This window comes from Streptomyces sp. NPDC057950 (genome assembly GCF_042887295.1).
In the GTDB taxonomy this organism is placed as follows: Bacteria; Actinomycetota; Actinomycetes; order Streptomycetales; family Streptomycetaceae; genus Streptomyces; species Streptomyces kaempferi.
The window spans coordinates 38951-55375 of record NZ_JBHVPP010000011.1 but is presented as its reverse complement, the minus strand read 5'-3'; the positions used below and the strand labels follow the sequence as shown (position 1 = coordinate 55375).

Genomic DNA, 16425 nt, shown 5'->3' with positions numbered 1-16425 from the left:
AGGGTGTCCGCACTCACTTCTTCGGCATCTGCTGCTGGGCCTTCTCGAGCTCGGCCTTCACCGAGGCCGTGGTGACCGGGTGTCCCGCCGCGGCGGCCGCGAACAGCTCCTTCACGGCGGTTCCGACCGCGGTCTCGAACTGGGACTCGTCGGCGACCTGCGGAAGCGCGGCGGCGCTCTTGGCCAGGGTGTCCTTGAGGACCACGTTCGAGGGGGAGTTGAAGGCGCTGTCGCCCTGGGCGGTCTTGACCGGCGGGATCGAGCTGTACGCCGTGTTGAGGATCTTCTGCTCCGCGTCGCTGGTCATGAACTTCACGAACTTGGCGGCGCCGTCGAGGTTCTTGGAGTTCTTGAAGACGGCGAGGTTGATGCCCGCGACCATCGAGTTGACGTTCGTGCCCGTGCCGGGGGTGCCGGACTGCACGGGGACCGGCGCGATGCCGTACGCGTCCTCGCTCATGCCCTGCGACTTGAGGTTGGCGGACGCGGACTGCCACAGCAGCATGGCGTTCTTGCCCTTGGCGAAGTCGCTGACGGACTGGTTCTGCGCGTACTCGGCGTTGCCCGGCGCGATGATCTTGTCCGTCGCCATCAGCCCGACGTACTGCTGGACCGCCGCGACCACGCCGTCGTTGGTGAAGTCGGCCTTGCCGTCGGCGGTGAAGAAGTCGGCCCCGTGCTGCTTGGCGAAGACGAAGACGTGGTGGATGTTCTCCGACACGTTCGAGCCCTCGGCGCCCAGGCCCCACTTGCCGCCCTTGGAGAGCTTCTTGCCGTCGGCGACGAGCTCGTCCCAGGTGGCCGGCGGCTTCGCGATGCCGGCGTCGGCGAACGACTTCTTGTTGTAGTACAGCGCGTACGCCATCGAGTACAGCGGCACCGCGGCCGGGTCCTTGCCCTCGGCCCCGGTCGAGCCGAGCGCCGAGTCGACGAAGCGGTCCTTGCCGCCGATCTTGGCGAAGTTCTTCGCGTCCCACGGCAGCAGCGCGCCGGTGGCCTGCAGGGAGGCGCTCCAGGTGTTGCCGATGTTGAGGACGTCCGGGCCCTGACCCGAGGTGGTCGCGGTGAGGATCCGGTTCAGCAGGTCGGACCAGGGCACGACCTCGACCTTGACCTTGACCCCGCTCTGCTTCTCGAACTTGTCGAGCTCGGGCTGGAGGACCTTCTTGTCGATCTCGATGCTGGCGCCCTGGTTGGACGCCCAGTACGTGAGCGTTTTCGGCGAGTCGTTGGACCCGCCGTTCGACGAGCCGCCGCCACAGGCGGTCGCGGCGGTCAGCAGGGAGATGGTGACCGCACCGGCGGCCGCGGCTCGGATTCTGCGCATGGCTGCGTATGTCCCTTTCCCGGAGGGAGCCAGGAGGGTCGGGTCCGTTCACTTCTCGAACGACCCTCATGGCTTAATTTAGGACGTGAGTTAAGACCCGGAAGAAAGTCGCGTCAAGGGATCGCGCAGCTGTATCTTGCAGGTCGGGCAGGCCGGAAGGGATTCACATGGCGGGGCGCAACGGTCGGACAGTGCGTGACCTGCGGCGGGGCAATCGCACCGCCGTACTGCAACGTTTGTATTTCGATGGCCCGATGAGCCGCTACGAACTGGGCCCGGCCACCGGGCTGAGTTCCGGTTCCATCAGCAACGTGGTCGCCGAACTCGTCGCCGACGGACTGGTGGAGGAGGCCGGAAGCGTCGAGTCCGACGGCGGTCGGCCGCGCACCCTGCTGCGGGTGGCGCCCGGCAGCGGCCACATGATCGGCGTCGATGTCGGCGAGACCCGGGTCCGCGTCGAGCTGTTCGACCTCACCCTCACCGAACTGGCCCGCACGGAACGGCCGTTGGAGCGCCAGGGGTTCGAGGTCGACCGGCCCTCGCAGCGCCGGGAGTACGACGTCGACGTCATCGTCGGGCACATCCGCGACGGCATCGCCGAGGTGCTCGCCGAGGCGGGGATCGACCCGGAGCAGCTCCTCGGCGTCGGCATCGGCGTCCCCGGCATCGTGGCCCGCACCCCCGAGCGTGGCGCGGTGGTGCACGGTCAGACGATCGGCTGGGACGCCGTACCGCTGGAGTCCCTGCTCCGCTCGACCTGCCGACTCCCCGACTCCGTCCCGTACTTCGCGGACAACGGCGCCCGGACCCTCGGCCAGGCCGAGATGTGGTTCGGCGCCGGACGCGGCGCGCGCAACGCGGTCGTCGTCCTCTTCGGCTCCGGTGTCGGCGCCTGCCTGGTCACGGAGGACGTGGAGAACGGCCGGTCCGTCGAATGGGGGCACCTCACCGTACGGGTCAGGGGGCGCCGCTGCCGCTGCGGTTCCCTGGGTTGCCTGGAGGCATACGCCGGTGCGGAGGCGCTGCTCGACCGCTGGCGCGAGGAGGGCGGACGCCCGCCGGAGGGCACCGATGAGGAGACCGCGCTCACCGCGATGCTCGCCGCCGCGTACCCCGACGGGGACGCCGAGCACGATCCGGTGGCGCTCTCCGTTCTGGAGGAGACCGCCGAGTACCTGGGCGCGGGCCTGTCCGACCTGATCAATCTGTTCCAGCCCGAGCGCATCCTCATCGGCGGCTGGGCCGGACTCCAGCTCGGCACCCGCTTCCTGCCCGCCGTACGCCGGTACGCCACCTCGTACGCCCTGCGGTATCCCGCCGAACGTGTCTCCATCGACCTCGGCCGGCTCGGACCGGACGCGGTGACCGTCGGCGCCGCGATCCTTCCTCTGGCCGACTTCTTCGCCCGGGGCGGCAGGCGCGCCGAGCCGGTGAACGAGGGGCCCTCGCCGGCCTGGCGCGCGGCCCTGGAGGAGCGCGCGCCGCACTGACGTACCGGGGTGCGCGTCGAGCCGGCGCGCGCACCGGCTCACCGGCCCGCGCGCCTTCATGACGTCCGGGGTGATCGACCGGGCAGCCGCCTCCCGGAACCACGAAGGACGTGCCCGGACGCAACCCCGCGTCGTGACCGGATCCCGGGAGGCTTCCCATGCCGTACCGAGAGCGCGGGGGCGGCCCTCAGGGAACTGGCCACCACCCCGGACCTCCCCCTTGAACTGCCGAGGACCGATCTTCCCGCGCTCGTCGTGCACGGCACCCACGACGACACGTCCGCGTCGGGCGGGCCGGTGACCGGGCCGGCCCGCGCTGCGGCCGCCGCGAACACGCGTCGGCCCGAACACGCGTCGGCCAGAGGTCAGGTCAGGCGAACGCGTTCACCCCGGTCAGCTCGGCCGACAGCTGCCACAGCCGGGCGGCCTGCTCGGGGTCGATCGCGTACTCCCGTACGCCGGTCCGCTCGCCGTCCACGGGAGTGACCTCGGCGATGTCGCAGTCCTCGCAGTACACCCCGCCCAGACCGGCCAGTTGCGGCGAGGTCGCGGCCCATACCTGGGTCGCGGCGCCCTGGGCGGGCGACTTGAAGGCGTCCGGGTTCAGCGGCACGCCGTTCTCGTCGATCCAGCCGCGCTCCATCATCTCCTCCTTGGCGAGGTGACGCTGGAGCGGAGTGAGGATGCCGCCGGGGTGGAGGGCGAAGGCGCGCACGCCGGAGTCCCGGCCGAGCCGGTCGAGTTGGACGGCGAACAGGACGTTCGCGGTCTTCGCCTGTCCGTACGCCTCCCACTTGTCGTAGCCCTCGCGCCAGTGCACGTCGTCCCAGCGGATGCCCGAGTTGTGGTGGCCGGTGGAGGACACCGAGACGACCCGCGCGCCACCGGGCGCGATCGCGGGCCAGAGCCGGTTGACGAGCGCGAAGTGGCCGAGGTGGTTGGTGGCGAACTGGGCTTCCCAGCCGGGCCCGACCCGGGTCTCCGGGCAGGCCATGATCCCGGCGTTGTCGATCACGATGTCGACGGTCCGGCCCGAGGCGAGGAACCGCTCGGCGAAGGCGCGGACGCTGTCGAGGTCGCCGAGGTCGAGCTCGTCCACCTCGACACCGTCGATGCCCGCCACCGCTTCCCGGGCGACGTCGGGACGCCGTGCGGGGACGACGACGTGGGCGCCGGCCCCGGTGAGCGCGCGCGTCGTCTCCAGGCCGAGCCCAGAGTATCCGCCGGTGACGATCGCGAGCTTCCCGGTGAGGTCGAGGCCCTGGAGGACGTCGTCGGCGGTGCTGCGGGCGCCGAACCCCGAGCCGATCTTGTGCTGTGCAGTGGTCATGCGACGACGGTACGGATTGGAGAGCACTCGAAGTCAAACGTGCGCCGCCGCCGTGCCGGGGGCCGGTGCGGGTGCCGGCGGCCCGCCCCGCGGCGCCCGCCATGGGCAGGGGAAAGGCCCCGACCGGACGGGGGAATCGCGGTCGGGGCCGTCTGTGGTGGGCACGGATGGCGGTCGCCTCTCGGCGGAAGGCTCCACAGGGCATCAGCCGAACGATCATCCCTGTGGGCTATAGGTGAGGCCCGGGGACACTGTCCCATCCATACCCACGGTTGGTTCAACGGGGAACTACCGGTGGGTGTTCCCCCGATGGCAGGGCGGGGGCGGTGATGTGGGTCACCCAGAAGGGGAGACGGCGGGACCGGTGGCGCCGGCCACCGTGCCCCACGACCACCGGCGTCAGGCACCTGTCGCGCGCGACGGGGGCGTCCGGTCCCGGGTCCAGGTCAGCAGCTCGTCCGCGGTCCAGGTGGTGATCACCCGCCCGGCGGGCACTCCGCACTCCTGCGCCCGCGCGCAGCCGCGGATCTGCCAGTCGAGCTGACCGGGGGCGTGCGCGTCGGTGTCGACGCAGAAGAGCACGCCCGCGTCGACCGCCCGCCGCACCAGTCGGCGCGGTGGGTCGAGCCGCTCGGGGCGGCTGTTGATCTCCACGGCCGTACCGGATTCGGCGCAGGCCGTGAAGACGGCGTCCGCGTCGAACTCCGACTCGGGCCGTCGGCGCTCGGTGAGCAGACGGCCCGTGCAGTGTCCCAGCACGTCCGCGAGCGGATTGCGCACGGCGGCGATCATGCGGCGGGTCATCGAACGCGCGTCCATGCGCAGTTTGGAGTGCACCGACACCACCACGACATCCAGTTGGTCCAGCAGCTCGGGCTCCTGGTCCAGCGCCCCGTCGTCGAGGATGTCGCACTCGATCCCCGTGAGCAGCCGGAACGGAGCCCACCGCCGGTTGAGTTCCCCGACCACCGTCAGCTGTTCGCGCAGGCGCTCGGGGGACAGGCCCCGCGCCACGGTGAGTCGCGGCGAGTGGTCCGTGAGCACCGCCCACTCGTGTCCGAGCCGGGCCGCGGTCCGGCCCATCGCCTCGATCGGGCTGCCGCCGTCCGACCAGTCTGAGTGGAGGTGGCAGTCGCCGCGCAGCAGCGCCCGCAGCGCCTCACCACCCTGGGCGAGCGGCTCCCCGGCCGTCCGTTCCAGCTCTTCCAGATAGCCGGGCACCCGGTCGTCGAGCGCCTCCCGTACGACCTGTGCCGTCTTCGGACCGATGCCCTTCAGCGACTCCAGGGTCCCGTCGGCCGCGCGTCGCCCGACCTCGTCACCCGGGAGCCCGGCCAGCAGGGACTCGGCGGTGCGGAAGGCCCGTACACGATAGGTGGGGGCCTGGGACCGCTCCAGCAGGAACGCGATCCGGTCCAGGGCCTCGACGGGATCCATCGGCGCCACCTTCCCCCGTCTCCACGGGCCCTTCCAGCCTCGCCCAGGCGCCGTGCGCGCGCACGGCGGGAGGCTCACCCGGCTGGACGCGCGCCCCCGCCCACGTGCGCGAATCGATCTACGCTCTACTCATGACCGAAATCGCGAGCCCCCACATCTCCCAACCACGAATCCTGGTGCTCGGGGTGCAGCCGGGCACGCCGCCGTTCCGGATCATGGAGATCGACGGCGAAGTGGTCTGCGAGGCGAGGGCGATCACCGACGTACTCGTGACGGCCGCCGCCTACGGGATCACCGTCCACGATCTCGACGATCCGGACGTGGTCCGCTGGGTGGGCGGCGACAAGTTCACGTGGCTGCCGCGCCATTAGCAGCGGTGCGGTACCGGCACGGGCGCCGGTACTGACAACGGCACCGGCGGCGCCACCGGTCGAGGGCGTGGGGGAGCGCGCGGACCTGCGGGTTCCGCGCCGGTGCGAGCTGTTTCAGGAGGAACGGCCCCGCACCCCGTAAAGATCATCAGCGGTCCGGAACCGGGCATCCGCCCGCGGTCACGAGGGCACGGTCGATCTTGCCGGGCGAGCAGCAGCCGCTCCGGGGAACCCGTTCGTCTCCTCGGGAGTCCTCGTGTTCGGTGGCTGCCGACCGGCCGCCGACCCGCGCGGTCCGCCCCAGGTACGAGGCCATGGGCGGACCGCCGGCGGCGCGTACGCCCCGGACGCCGAGCGTGCGGAAATGTACGTGGGGCATGCAGGGGGGCGTCTGCCGGGTCTTGGGGGGACATGTACGGGGGGTCCGGCCGGGGTGCGAACCCCCACCGGACCCCCCGTCCCCCCGTCCCCCGAGGTGGAATCTCAGCCCACGGCCCACTTCTGGTTGGCGCCGCCCGAGCACGTCCAGATCTGCAGCCGGGTGCCGTTGGCCGAGCTGTTGCCCGTAACGTCCAGACACTTGTTGGCCTGCGGGTTCACGATGTCGTGGGCCGCGCTGACGGCCCACTTCTGGTTGGGCCCGCCCGTGCAGTCCCACAGTTGGACGGTCGAGCCGTCCGCCGTGCCACCGCCGGTGACGTCCAGGCACTTGCCCAGCGCGCGGATCGTCCCGTCGGACGAGACCGACCACTGCTGGGCCGCGGTGCCGTTGCAGTCGTAGAGCTGTACGGGCGTGCCATTGGCCGAGCCGGCCCCTGCCACGTCCACGCACTTGCCGGCCAGGCCGGTGATCCGGCCGCCGGTGGGCCCCGAACCGTCGCTCGTCGTCACCTTGACCTCGTCCACCACCAACTGCTGCGGGAAGGCGGTGGAACCGTCGGGGTCGCCCGGCCAGTAGCCGCCGACCGCGAGGTTGAGGATCATGAAGAACGGCTTGTTGAACACCCAGGTCCTGCCGCCCAGGTCGGCGGGCGTGCGCCGCTGGTAGACGTTGCCGTCGACCGACCAGGTGATCGAGTCGGGGGCCCAGTCGATGGCGAAGGTGTGGAAGGCGTCGGCGAAGGCCTGGCCGCCCGGCAGGGTGTAGCCGGCGCCGATGCCCCCGGAGCCGGAGTACCCCGGCCCGTGGATCGTGCCGTGCACGGTCGAGGGCTCGAAGCCGACGTTCTCCATGATGTCGATCTCGCCCGAGTCCGGCCAGTTGACCGGTGTGCCGAGCATCCAGAAGGCGGGCCACATGCCCTGCCCGCGCGGGATCTTCATCCGCGCCTCGACATGGCCGTAGGTGCCCGTGAACTTCCCGGACGTGTTCATCCGGGCCGAGGTGTACTCACAACGGCCGTACCAGCACTGGTAGTTGCCCGGGTTCTCCCGACGGGCGGTGATCACCAGATGGCCCTGGCCGTCCAGCTTCGCGTTGTTGTTGCCGGCCGTGTAGTACTGGCGCTCGTGGTTGTTGACGTTGTCGCCGGTCTCGACCTGCCACTTCGAGGAGTCGACGCCGGCGCCGGAGGCACCGTCGAACGTGTCCGAGAAGGTGGTGACGGCCGCGACCGCCGTCGGGGGATCCGCCTGGGCGGGAACGACGGCGGCCGCGGTGACGAGCGCTGCGGACAGCACTGCCAAGAGGCATCTGCGGAGCAGGCGTGGGGAGTTCAAGACTCTCCCTTCCGTACGGTGCCCCGGGGAAGGGGGCGCCGACTGAGGTGGGGGGTGCGTGCTTCGCCTCTTGATTTAAGGAGTGAGGTAAGGGGGTGTCAATACTTTGGTCCGGACCAGCACTTCGGGTTCGGCTCAGGCCTCCCGGGAATCGCGCCGGTTGCGGAAGCGACGGCGTGGATGCACGGCCCGGCCCATCCGCCGCCCGAGCAGCAGATAACCCACCAGCGCGCCGGTGGTGTTGAGGATGACGTCGTCGATGTCGAAGGCGCGCCCTGTGATGAACGCACCCTGGGCCAGTTCCACGAGCAGCATCACCGTCGCGGTGAGCAGCACCACCCGCAGGATCCCGCGGGTGCGGGGGACGAGGACCGGCAGCAGCACGCCGAAAGGCACACCGAGCAGGACGTTCCCGCCGATCTGTTTCACGGCGTCACGCAGCGCCGGCTGGTCGAGGTAGGCGCGCAGGGACCGCCCGGGGTGCAGATTGGTGTGGATCAGAGCCTTCGACGCCGGAGACGGCTCCAGCGTCAGCCGGGCCAGTGCGACCGCGAACGCCACCATGGCCACGAAGGCCAGCAGCATGACCAGCAGCCGGACCAGCAGCGGGAGCGACCTGCGCTGCTCCTTGGCCGGTGCCGTGCGCGTGTCCCTGGCCGTCTTCCCCGGACGGCGGCGGAAGGCCTTCGCCTTGTCCCCGGACGGTGTCTTGCGCTTGCCCTGTGCGGACGTCTTTGCCTTGTCCTGTGGGCGGCCGGATTTCCCGGCACGCGTGCCCAACGCCGTACGGATCACTCGATCCTCCACGATTCAACATTTCCCTGGTCGAAGGCTGTTACCCGCAATGCCGTGCACCACTCGTGTCAGGTGCCGTAGGTGACGGTCACATCGGTGAAGCCGAGAGAGCGCAGCAGGCCGTCGAGCATGCTGGTGGTGTTCCGCTCGGCCCGTGCCGTCAGACGGCTGTCCTTCGCGGCGTCGCCGATGTGCTTCGCCGCGAGTTTCTGCACGGACCGCTCGCTGTTCGGGTTGTCGGAGAAGAAGTCGCCGAGCCGGTCCAGCAGACCGCGCTGTTTGGAGACGGCGTACGAGCGGTTGGGGTCGAGGGCGGGTTTGCCGAGCACCGCGTGCGGCAGCCGCAGGGTGGCCGAGGTGCGGTCGGAGTTGACCGTCACGTCGTTCTTCGCGAGCGACCCGAGGTCGACGTACGCGTCGACCGTCCCGGCGCCCACGTAGAGCGTGCGGGAGCCGCGGATGGCGTCGGGCAGGAACTTCGCGTCCTTCTCCAGGTCCACCACCACCTGGAAGTTGCCCGACGCGGCGTCGTAGCGGCTCATGTCCTGGATCGACTGCAGGAGCGCGGGCCCGGAGCGGTCGTGCGTCTCCGTGCCGAACAGATCGCGCAGCCCCGGGAGAACGGCCAGCCGCAGCCCGGCGAACAGCACCACGAGCACCAGTACCACGGCGGTGATCACCTTGGCCCACACGGGCATGCGCTTGATGGACGTCGTCATGTCGACGGCCCTCCTTCCTGCTCCTCGGATGCCCGCCAATCCCGTTGCTAGACCCTCCGGTTGGCGGCCCAATATCGGTGCGGGGGGCACGGGTTTCCGTGACGGGGCGGACGCCGGGGCAGGAAGGGCGAGCTCCCCGCCTCGCGGCGAGCTCCCCGCCCCGCGGCGACCGCCTGACTACACGCGCCGGTCGCCCGACGGGCGCGACCACCAGACGCCTTCTCCGTGGGTGAGCCCCGGCAGCCGCAGTTCCATGTCACGCACCCGCCGGGCCGGCAACTCGCCGGTGACCAGCCAGGAGACGCGCCCACCGGTGGTCTCCCCGAACTCGGCACCCAGCGAGGCGAGTTGCGCGCTCACCGGGGCCAGTGCGTCGAGCGGCACCTCCACCTCGAAGGTGTGACAGGGCTCGTACACGCGCGTTCCCGCCCGCGCCAGCGCCCGCCGCAGCACGAGCGGGGTGAGGCCCCGGAAGTCGGCGGCCGTACTGAGCGGTGCGACGAATCCGGAGCGGATCAGGGTGACGCGGTAGTCCGTCACCGGCCGGTCGTGCGTACCGGCGAGCAGGGTCGCGTGGACGGTGTCCTCGATCGCCTGGTGGAAGGCGCGCGGAAGAGCGCCGAGTTCGGTCTCGTAGGTGAAGACGCCGCCCGAACCGAGCGGTCCCGGCCCGATGCGCAGGCCCACGGTCGCCCAGTACCCGAGGTGGCCGTGTCGCTGGATCTCCTCGCACGCCTCCCCGGTGCCGTCCGGCCGCTCCACGAACCGCACCCGGCTCGGTTCGAACTCCGCCTCGATGCCGAAGTCCTGGGCGAGCGTGGCCGCGAGGACTTCCAGCTGGACCTCACCGTAGAGGAGCAGCGAGGTGGCGCCGGAGGGGGCGGGGCGGGTCCGCAGCAACGGGTCCTGGTCGGCCAGGGCGAGCAGTGCCGAGCGCAGCGGGGCGGCCTGGTGCGGGTGCTTCGCCCGGACCACCGTCTCCAGCGTCGGCGCGGCGAACTGCGGCGTACGGTCGGTGACGTCGCCGAGCCGGTCGCCCACGCGGACACCGCTCACGCCGCGGATCGCGGCGATGTCGCCCGCGGTGAGGGCGGCCGCCCCGGGCCGCCCGACGACTTCCAGTTCACGTGCGCGGCCTGGCACCGTGCGGGTGCGTCCGTCGGCCTCGCGTCGCACGAACGTGAGCCGCTGACGACGTGTCACTTCTCCGCCGTACAGGCGCAGATACGCGGTGCGCTCACCGCCGGGGCCGGGCCGTACGGCGAAGACGGTGCCGCGGGGCTGTCCGGAGTCGGGAGCCGGCGGCCGTGGCACCGTCCGCACCAGCGCCTCGACGAGCTCGGGAACACCCTGGCCGCCCAGGGCGGATCCGAAGAGGACCGGATGGAGGGAGCCGTCGGCGGTGCGGGCGGTGAGGGCGGCGTCCAGCGCCTGCGGGGTCGGCGCGGGACCGTCCACGACCCCGGCGAGCACGTCGGCGTCCACCTCCGCGAGTGTGCCGATCGCCGACTCGTCGAGCGGACGCGGTACGACACGGGCGTGGGGCCCGCCGATGTCCCGCACACGGGTGAGCGGGACGACGTACGGGGTGAGGCGGCGCCGGACGTCGTCGAGCAGTGCCTCCTCCCGCGCTCCCGTCCGGTCGATCTTGTTGACGAAGACGAGCGTGGGCAGCCGGAGCCGTCGCAGGGTCCGCATGAGCACGCGGGTCTGCGCCTGCACGCCCTCCACGGCGGAGAGCAGCAGTACGGCGCCGTCCAGGACCTCCAGGGCCCGCTCGACCTCGGCGATGAAGTCGGAGTGCCCGGGGGTGTCGATCAGGTTGATCTGGACGTCACCGACGGTGAAGGCGGCGACGGCCGAGCGGATGGTGATGCCGCGCAGGCGCTCGATCTCGCCGTCGTCGGTGCGGGTGTCGCCCGCGTCGACGCTGCCGAGCCGGTCGAGGGCGCCGCCGTCGAACAACAGCCGCTCGGTGAGGCTGGTCTTACCGGCGTCGACGTGGGCCAGAATGCCGATGTTCAGGGTGTGCATGCGTGGTGAAGTCCTCGGGAATGGTCGTCCGGCAGGGGTGCTGAGACGTTCCGAGGAATCGGCGCATGTCGTTCTCCCGAGGGTGAGCAGTGCGGGGCGGGGCCATCATGGCGTGCGGACGGTGACCGTGCGCAACCGGTTTTCCCCGGTGGGGCACCCGGCCGGGGCCCAGTACGATGAAGTACGCATCCCGGCGATCATGCCAGCCGGCGGCGCACCCGGTTCGATCTTGCGAGGAGCGGTCGTGCGTGACATCGCCGTGTTCAGCGGTAGTGCCCATCCCGAGCTGGCGGCAGAGGTCTGCGCGCATCTCGGCGTGCCCCTCAGTCCGACCCGGGTCAGCCGGTTCGCCAACGACTGCCTGGAGGTGCAGCTCCAGGCCAATTGTCGTGAGCGTGACGTGTTCCTCGTGCAGCCGCTCGTCACCCCGGTGCAGGAACACCTGGTGGAGCTGCTGATGATGTGCGACGCGGCCAGGGGGGCGTCCGCCGGGCGGATCACGGTGGTGATGCCGCACTACTCGTACGCGCGTTCGGACAAGAAGGACATGCCGCGGATCTCCATGGGCGGGCGGCTGGTGGCCGACCTGCTGGTGGCGGCCGGGGCGAGCCGGGTGCTGGCCATGACGTTGCACTCCCCGCAGGTCCACGGATTCTTCTCGGTGCCGGTCGACCACCTGCACGCGCTGCGCGAGCTGGCCGCGCACTTCCGCAGACACGACCTGTCCCGTACTACGGTGGTGTCGCCCGATCTTGGCAATGCCAAGGAGGCGGCTGCCTTCGCGAGGCTGATCGGCGCGCAGGTGGCTGCCGGTGCCAAACAGCGGTTCGCCGACGACCGGGTGAGCATCAGCTCCGTCATCGGTGAGATCGCCGGACGCGATGTCATCGTGCTCGACGACGAGATCGCCAAGGGCAGCACCGTTCTCGAACTGCTCGAGCGCCTGCGGGAGTTGGGGCCGCGCTCGATCCGGGTCGCCTGTACCCACGGGCTGTTCGCGGCGGGCGCGCTCAAGCGGCTCAGCGAGCAGGAGGACGTGCTGGAGATCGTGTGCACGAACACCGTGCCCGTGCCGCGCGAGGAGCACACCGAGAAGCTGAGCATCCTGTCCATCGCCCCGGCACTCGCGGAGGCCGTGCGGCGCATTCACAACGGCGAGTCCGTCAGCGCCCTGTTCGACGCGCCTCAGAGCGAATAGGCGCGAGAGAGCGGGACTTGGCAATCGAGCCTGTCTCTCTGGCACACATCAGCCGGGGTGGCGCGTGATCTTGAGGGACGGGCAGTCCGGCGGGCGGCGCGGCCCGGCGTGCGGTTCGCCGTCATGACCGGCCTGCTCCGGGCGCCTCGCCCGGCACACCTGCTCGCGTCGCGGCTTGCCGCGCGCAAGGGGAGCTGAGGCGGGACCGTCGCCCGGGCCGTGGTGGAACGGCGACGGCGGCCGCGGGGTGGTGTTGAATATGGCGCCATGAGCGGGAGCGGGCGGGCGGCGAGCCGGACGGCGGTGCTGGTCTGCCAGGGGCGGGCGGCCGCGAACGGGAGGGCCGCTACGGGCCGGTTCGCGGATCCGGTGGCCGTACGGCTGCTGCGCGTCGCGGAACGCAAGCCCGTGGACGAGGTGCGCGCGAACACTCCGCCGCAGGGCTGGCGGGAGCGCACCGTGTACGAGAGTGTGCGGGCGTGCGCCGAGGTGCTCGTGGAGCGGACGGTCGCGATCGACGACGCCCTGCGCGCCCACGTGACCGGCCAGCTCGTGATCCTCGGAGCCGGTCTGGACACGCGCGCGTGGCGTCTGACCGAGCTCGCGCGGACAGATGTGTGGGAGGTCGACCATCCGGCGTCCCAGCAGGACAAGCGCGCCCGCCTCGCCGAGGCCACGTCAGCCAGCGGGGAACCGGATGAGAGCGGTGGCCCCGCCGCCGAGCTGTCGGCCGTCGCCCGTTCCGTGCGGTTCACGCCGGTCGATTTCGCCGTCGATGACCTCGGTGCGGCGTTGGATGCCGCCGGGCACGACCCCTCCTCGCCGACGACCTGGCTGTGGGAGGGCGTCGTCCCCTACCTCACGCGCGACGAGGTGCGCGCCACGGTCGCCGCACTCGCCGCCCGGACGGTCCCGGGCAGCGCACTCGTCGTCAACTATCAGGCGCCGTCGGCGAGGGCGGCCGCAGGCCGGCTGCTGACCCGCGTGCTCGGCGGTTCCGTCACGTCGGGCGAGCCGTGGCGCTCGCTGTGGAGGCCGCAGCGGATGGCCGCACTGCTCGCGGAGCACGGCCTGCGGGTGGTGTCGGACGACAACCTGCTCGCCCTCGCACACGCCCTCGACAGCCCGGCACGCGGCCGGAGATCCTTGCGGTCGGGTCGCGTAGCCGTCGCGGAGAGCCACTGACGTCGGTTCGATCCGACCCGCCACCACGGCCAGGAGGCAGCCTCTGGAGGCGTGTTCGGCCTCTTCCCCCCGGACGGCCGCCGACGCGTGCGGCCCGGGGCCGGCGGTGGCCGCCGTCATACGGTGCCCGACGCCGCCTCAGGCTGCCCCAGTGCCTCGTCGAGCGACGCGGAGGGCGGCAGGAGGCGGTCCAGGCCGGTCACCCTCAGCATGCGCAGCGTGAGTGGACGGTCGCAGACCAGGTGCAGCCGTCCGCCCCGGGCCAGCACCCGGCTCCTGGCCCGGTACAGCAGGCGCAGCCCCGAGCAGTCGAAGAACTCGACGGGCCGCAGGTCGATCACGACCTGTGGCTCCGGTCGACCGGTGGCCGAGTCCAGGTACGGCGTGATCGCCAGGGCGGTGAGGATGTCGATCTCCCCGTGGAGTTCCAGCACGGTGTGGCCGCGGTCCCGGCGGACGCGCAGATGCCGGTGCGGCGGCGCGGGGTCGTGGGTCACGACGACATCGCCTCCAACCGGCTGCTGAACAGTTCTTGATGGCCGGGGACCCACAACTCCGGCCCCTGCTCTGCAAGTTACTCTCGTTGGAGTGAATTTCAGCATGTTCGATTGACATATGTCTTCGATTTGGGCGACGAGTCGTCCGTCCGGTGCGCACGTCGGGCGGTGGGGGACCGGCTGACGCGGTGGAACCACGGGGCGTGGGCACGGGCGGGATGATCGCGCCCGTGCCCACGTTCCGCGTCAGTCGGCCAGCAGGACCAGCTTGCCCACGGTCCGGCCGGTGTCACCCAGCGCGTGCGCCTCGGCGGCATCGGCCAGGGGGAACGCACCGGCGATCGTCGCGTGCAGCAGGCCCTTGTCGACGAGATCCGCGATCGCCCGCATGCCCGCCTGGTCGGCCTCCACCAGCATCCGCGCCGCCCGTACGCCCAGCCGCGCGGCCTCCTCGTACAGCTCCTCCGGGCCCACCGGCAGGATCGACACCACGATCCCGCCCTCGCGCAGCACCCGCAGTGACTTGAAGGTGTTGTCGTCGCCGATCGTGTCGAGGACCACGTCGACGTCCCGGACGACCTCGGTGAAGTCGGTCTCCCGGTAGTCGATCAGCTCGTCCGCGCCCAGCTTGCGCAGGAAGTCGTGCTTGCCCGCGCTCGCGGTGCCGATCACGTACGCGCCCCGCGCCTTGGCGATCTGCACGGCCACATGTCCGACTCCGCCGGCGGCCGCGTGGATCAGTACGCGCTGGCCAGGCCGTACATCGGCCGTCTCGACGAGTGCCTGCCAGGCGGTGAGCGAGACCAGCGGCAGGGCGCCGGCCTCCGCGTGGTCGATGCCGGCCGGCTTGCGCACGAAGGAACGCGCGGGAGCGGTCACGTACTCGGCGTGCGAGCCGTGCCCGAACGGGTACGGCAGCATGCCGAAGACCTCGTCGCCCGGCGCGTGGACGGTGACGCCGATACCGACGGCCTCCACCACGCCGGACACGTCCCAGCCCAGGACGAAGGGCGGCTCGCCCAGGAACAGGCCCGTCGCCCGGTGCTTCCAGTCGGTCGGGTTGAGCCCGGCCGCCCGCACCCGCACCAGCACCTCGCTGGGCCCGGGAACCGGTCGCTCCACTTCTACTTCCTTGAGGACCTCGGGTCCGCCGAGAACGTCCTGACTGATCGCGCGCATCGTGTTCTTGTCACTCATGGCTCCCAGCCTGCCGGGGCCGGACGCTCCGTGAAATGGCACGATTGCCAATCTCCGATAGGATCGTGCCATGCGGCATGTGGAGAGAGTGGTCGTCCTGGCGCTCGACGGCGTCTACCCCTTCGAGCTCGGCATCCCCAGCCGGATCCTCGGTGCGGCAGACGGCCGGTACGAGGTGCTGACCTGCACGGTCGACGGACAGCCGGTGCGCAGCAACGCGGACTTCTCGATCACCGTCGAGCACGGCCCCGAGGTGCTGCGCACGGCGGACACGGTGGTGATCCCGGCCATCACGCCCTCGAGCGTCACCGCGGAGCTGCCCGCCGAGGTCGCCGCGGCGCTCGCGCTCATCCGGCCGGGCACCCGTCTCGTCTCCATCTGCACCGGCGCGTTCGTGCTGGCGGCGGCCGGGCTCCTGGAAGGCCGGCGGGCGACCACGCACTGGCAGCTCGCCGACGAGTTCCGCCGCACGTATCCCGGGGTGGACCTGGATCCGGACGTCCTCTTCGTGGACGACGGCACGGTCCTCACGTCCGCCGGTGCCGCCTCCGGGGTCGACATCTGCCTGCACATCCTGCGCAAGGACCACGGCAGCGAGCTGGCCAACAGCGTGGCCCGGCGCTGTGTGGTGCCGCCCTGGCGCGACGGCGGTCAGGCCCAGTACATCGAGCAGCCCGTTCCCGACCCCGTGGCGACCAGCACGGCCGCGACCCGTGTGTGGGCACTGGCCCGCCTGGGTGATCCGCTGTCCCTGGCCGACCTCGCCGGTCACGCCCGGATGAGCCTGCGCACCTTCGCCCGGCGTTTCCAGGACGAGGTGGGCCTCAGTCCCGGCCGCTGGCTGATCCAGCAGCGTGTCACCCGGGCCCGCCATCTGCTGGAGGCCAGCGACCTCTCGGTCGACCAGATCGCCGGCGAGGTCGGCTTCGCGACCGGCACCTCCCTGCGTCAGCACCTGCACGCGGCGATCGGTGTCTCGCCGCAGGCCTATCGACGTACCTTCCACGCGGCCCGTTGACCTGACCGCCGAACGGCCCTTCGCCGTACGAGCCACGCGCGCGGCTCGTACGACGAAGGGCCGTTCGGCGTGTCCTGACGCGATTTCCTGCCGATGTTCCCTCTTCGC

15 protein-coding genes are annotated in these 16425 nt (G+C 71.3%); 5 read left to right on the top strand and 10 right to left on the bottom strand.

Going from position 1 to position 16425, the window contains the following annotated elements; translation table 11 throughout:
* Window positions 1–13 precede the first annotated feature (13 nt).
* Window positions 14–1327, bottom strand: coding sequence for an ABC transporter substrate-binding protein (locus ACFVTC_RS19450; protein WP_390128511.1), 1314 nt, complete (start codon window positions 1325–1327; stop codon window positions 14–16).
* Window positions 1328–1494: 167 nt separating this feature from the next.
* Here ACFVTC_RS19450 and ACFVTC_RS19445 point away from each other — a divergent pair, with 167 nt between their 5' ends.
* Window positions 1495–2817, top strand: coding sequence for an ROK family protein (locus ACFVTC_RS19445; protein WP_390128509.1), 1323 nt, complete (start codon window positions 1495–1497; stop codon window positions 2815–2817).
* A gap of 370 nt (window positions 2818–3187) precedes the next feature.
* Here ACFVTC_RS19445 and ACFVTC_RS19440 read toward each other — a convergent pair whose 3' ends face one another.
* Window positions 3188–4147 (bottom strand): SDR family NAD(P)-dependent oxidoreductase, encoded by a 960-nt coding sequence (locus ACFVTC_RS19440; RefSeq protein ID WP_390128506.1) that lies wholly within the window; start codon window positions 4145–4147, stop codon window positions 3188–3190.
* Window positions 4148–4546: 399 nt separating this feature from the next.
* On the bottom strand, window positions 4547–5584 hold the full coding sequence (locus ACFVTC_RS19435) for a PHP domain-containing protein (RefSeq protein WP_390128504.1): 1038 nt from the start codon (window positions 5582–5584) through the stop codon (window positions 4547–4549).
* Window positions 5585–5715: 131 nt separating this feature from the next.
* Between ACFVTC_RS19435 and ACFVTC_RS19430 the strand changes: the two genes are divergently transcribed.
* Complete coding sequence (locus ACFVTC_RS19430; protein ID WP_148011937.1) at window positions 5716–5955, top strand: hypothetical protein; 240 nt, start codon at window positions 5716–5718, stop codon at window positions 5953–5955.
* A 148-nt stretch (window positions 5956–6103) separates the two neighbouring features.
* Here ACFVTC_RS19430 and ACFVTC_RS19425 read toward each other — a convergent pair whose 3' ends face one another.
* From ACFVTC_RS19425 to otr(A), 5 genes are all read right to left on the bottom strand, one after another.
* Complete coding sequence (locus tag ACFVTC_RS19425; protein WP_390128502.1) at window positions 6104–6334, bottom strand: hypothetical protein; 231 nt, start codon at window positions 6332–6334, stop codon at window positions 6104–6106.
* 104 nt (window positions 6335–6438) lie between these two features.
* Window positions 6439–7674: an RICIN domain-containing protein gene (locus tag ACFVTC_RS19420; RefSeq protein WP_390128500.1), complete on the bottom strand. Its 1236-nt coding sequence runs from the start codon at window positions 7672–7674 to the stop codon at window positions 6439–6441.
* 135 nt (window positions 7675–7809) lie between these two features.
* Window positions 7810–8481, bottom strand: a complete 672-nt coding sequence (locus ACFVTC_RS19415) for a VanZ family protein (RefSeq protein ID WP_390128498.1) — start codon at window positions 8479–8481, stop codon at window positions 7810–7812.
* Window positions 8482–8537: 56 nt separating this feature from the next.
* Window positions 8538–9188: a DUF4230 domain-containing protein gene (locus ACFVTC_RS19410; protein ID WP_390128495.1), complete on the bottom strand. Its 651-nt coding sequence runs from the start codon at window positions 9186–9188 to the stop codon at window positions 8538–8540.
* A 177-nt stretch (window positions 9189–9365) separates the two neighbouring features.
* On the bottom strand, window positions 9366–11222 hold the full coding sequence (gene otr(A), locus ACFVTC_RS19405; RefSeq protein WP_390128493.1) for a tetracycline resistance ribosomal protection protein Otr(A): 1857 nt from the start codon (window positions 11220–11222) through the stop codon (window positions 9366–9368).
* Window positions 11223–11466: 244 nt separating this feature from the next.
* Here otr(A) and ACFVTC_RS19400 point away from each other — a divergent pair, with 244 nt between their 5' ends.
* On the top strand, window positions 11467–12420 hold the full coding sequence (locus ACFVTC_RS19400; RefSeq protein ID WP_390128490.1) for a ribose-phosphate diphosphokinase: 954 nt from the start codon (window positions 11467–11469) through the stop codon (window positions 12418–12420).
* Between the two features lie 267 nt (window positions 12421–12687).
* Window positions 12688–13605: a class I SAM-dependent methyltransferase gene (locus ACFVTC_RS19395; RefSeq protein WP_390128488.1), complete on the top strand. Its 918-nt coding sequence runs from the start codon at window positions 12688–12690 to the stop codon at window positions 13603–13605.
* A 116-nt stretch (window positions 13606–13721) separates the two neighbouring features.
* Here ACFVTC_RS19395 and ACFVTC_RS19390 read toward each other — a convergent pair whose 3' ends face one another.
* Window positions 13722–14102 (bottom strand): anti-sigma factor antagonist, encoded by a 381-nt coding sequence (locus ACFVTC_RS19390; protein ID WP_390128485.1) that lies wholly within the window; start codon window positions 14100–14102, stop codon window positions 13722–13724.
* Between the two features lie 246 nt (window positions 14103–14348).
* Window positions 14349–15299 (bottom strand): NADP-dependent oxidoreductase, encoded by a 951-nt coding sequence (locus ACFVTC_RS19385; protein ID WP_390128483.1) that lies wholly within the window; start codon window positions 15297–15299, stop codon window positions 14349–14351.
* Between the two features lie 70 nt (window positions 15300–15369).
* Between ACFVTC_RS19385 and ACFVTC_RS19380 the strand changes: the two genes are divergently transcribed.
* On the top strand, window positions 15370–16317 hold the full coding sequence (locus tag ACFVTC_RS19380; protein ID WP_390128481.1) for a GlxA family transcriptional regulator: 948 nt from the start codon (window positions 15370–15372) through the stop codon (window positions 16315–16317).
* Window positions 16318–16425: the final 108 nt, after the last annotated feature.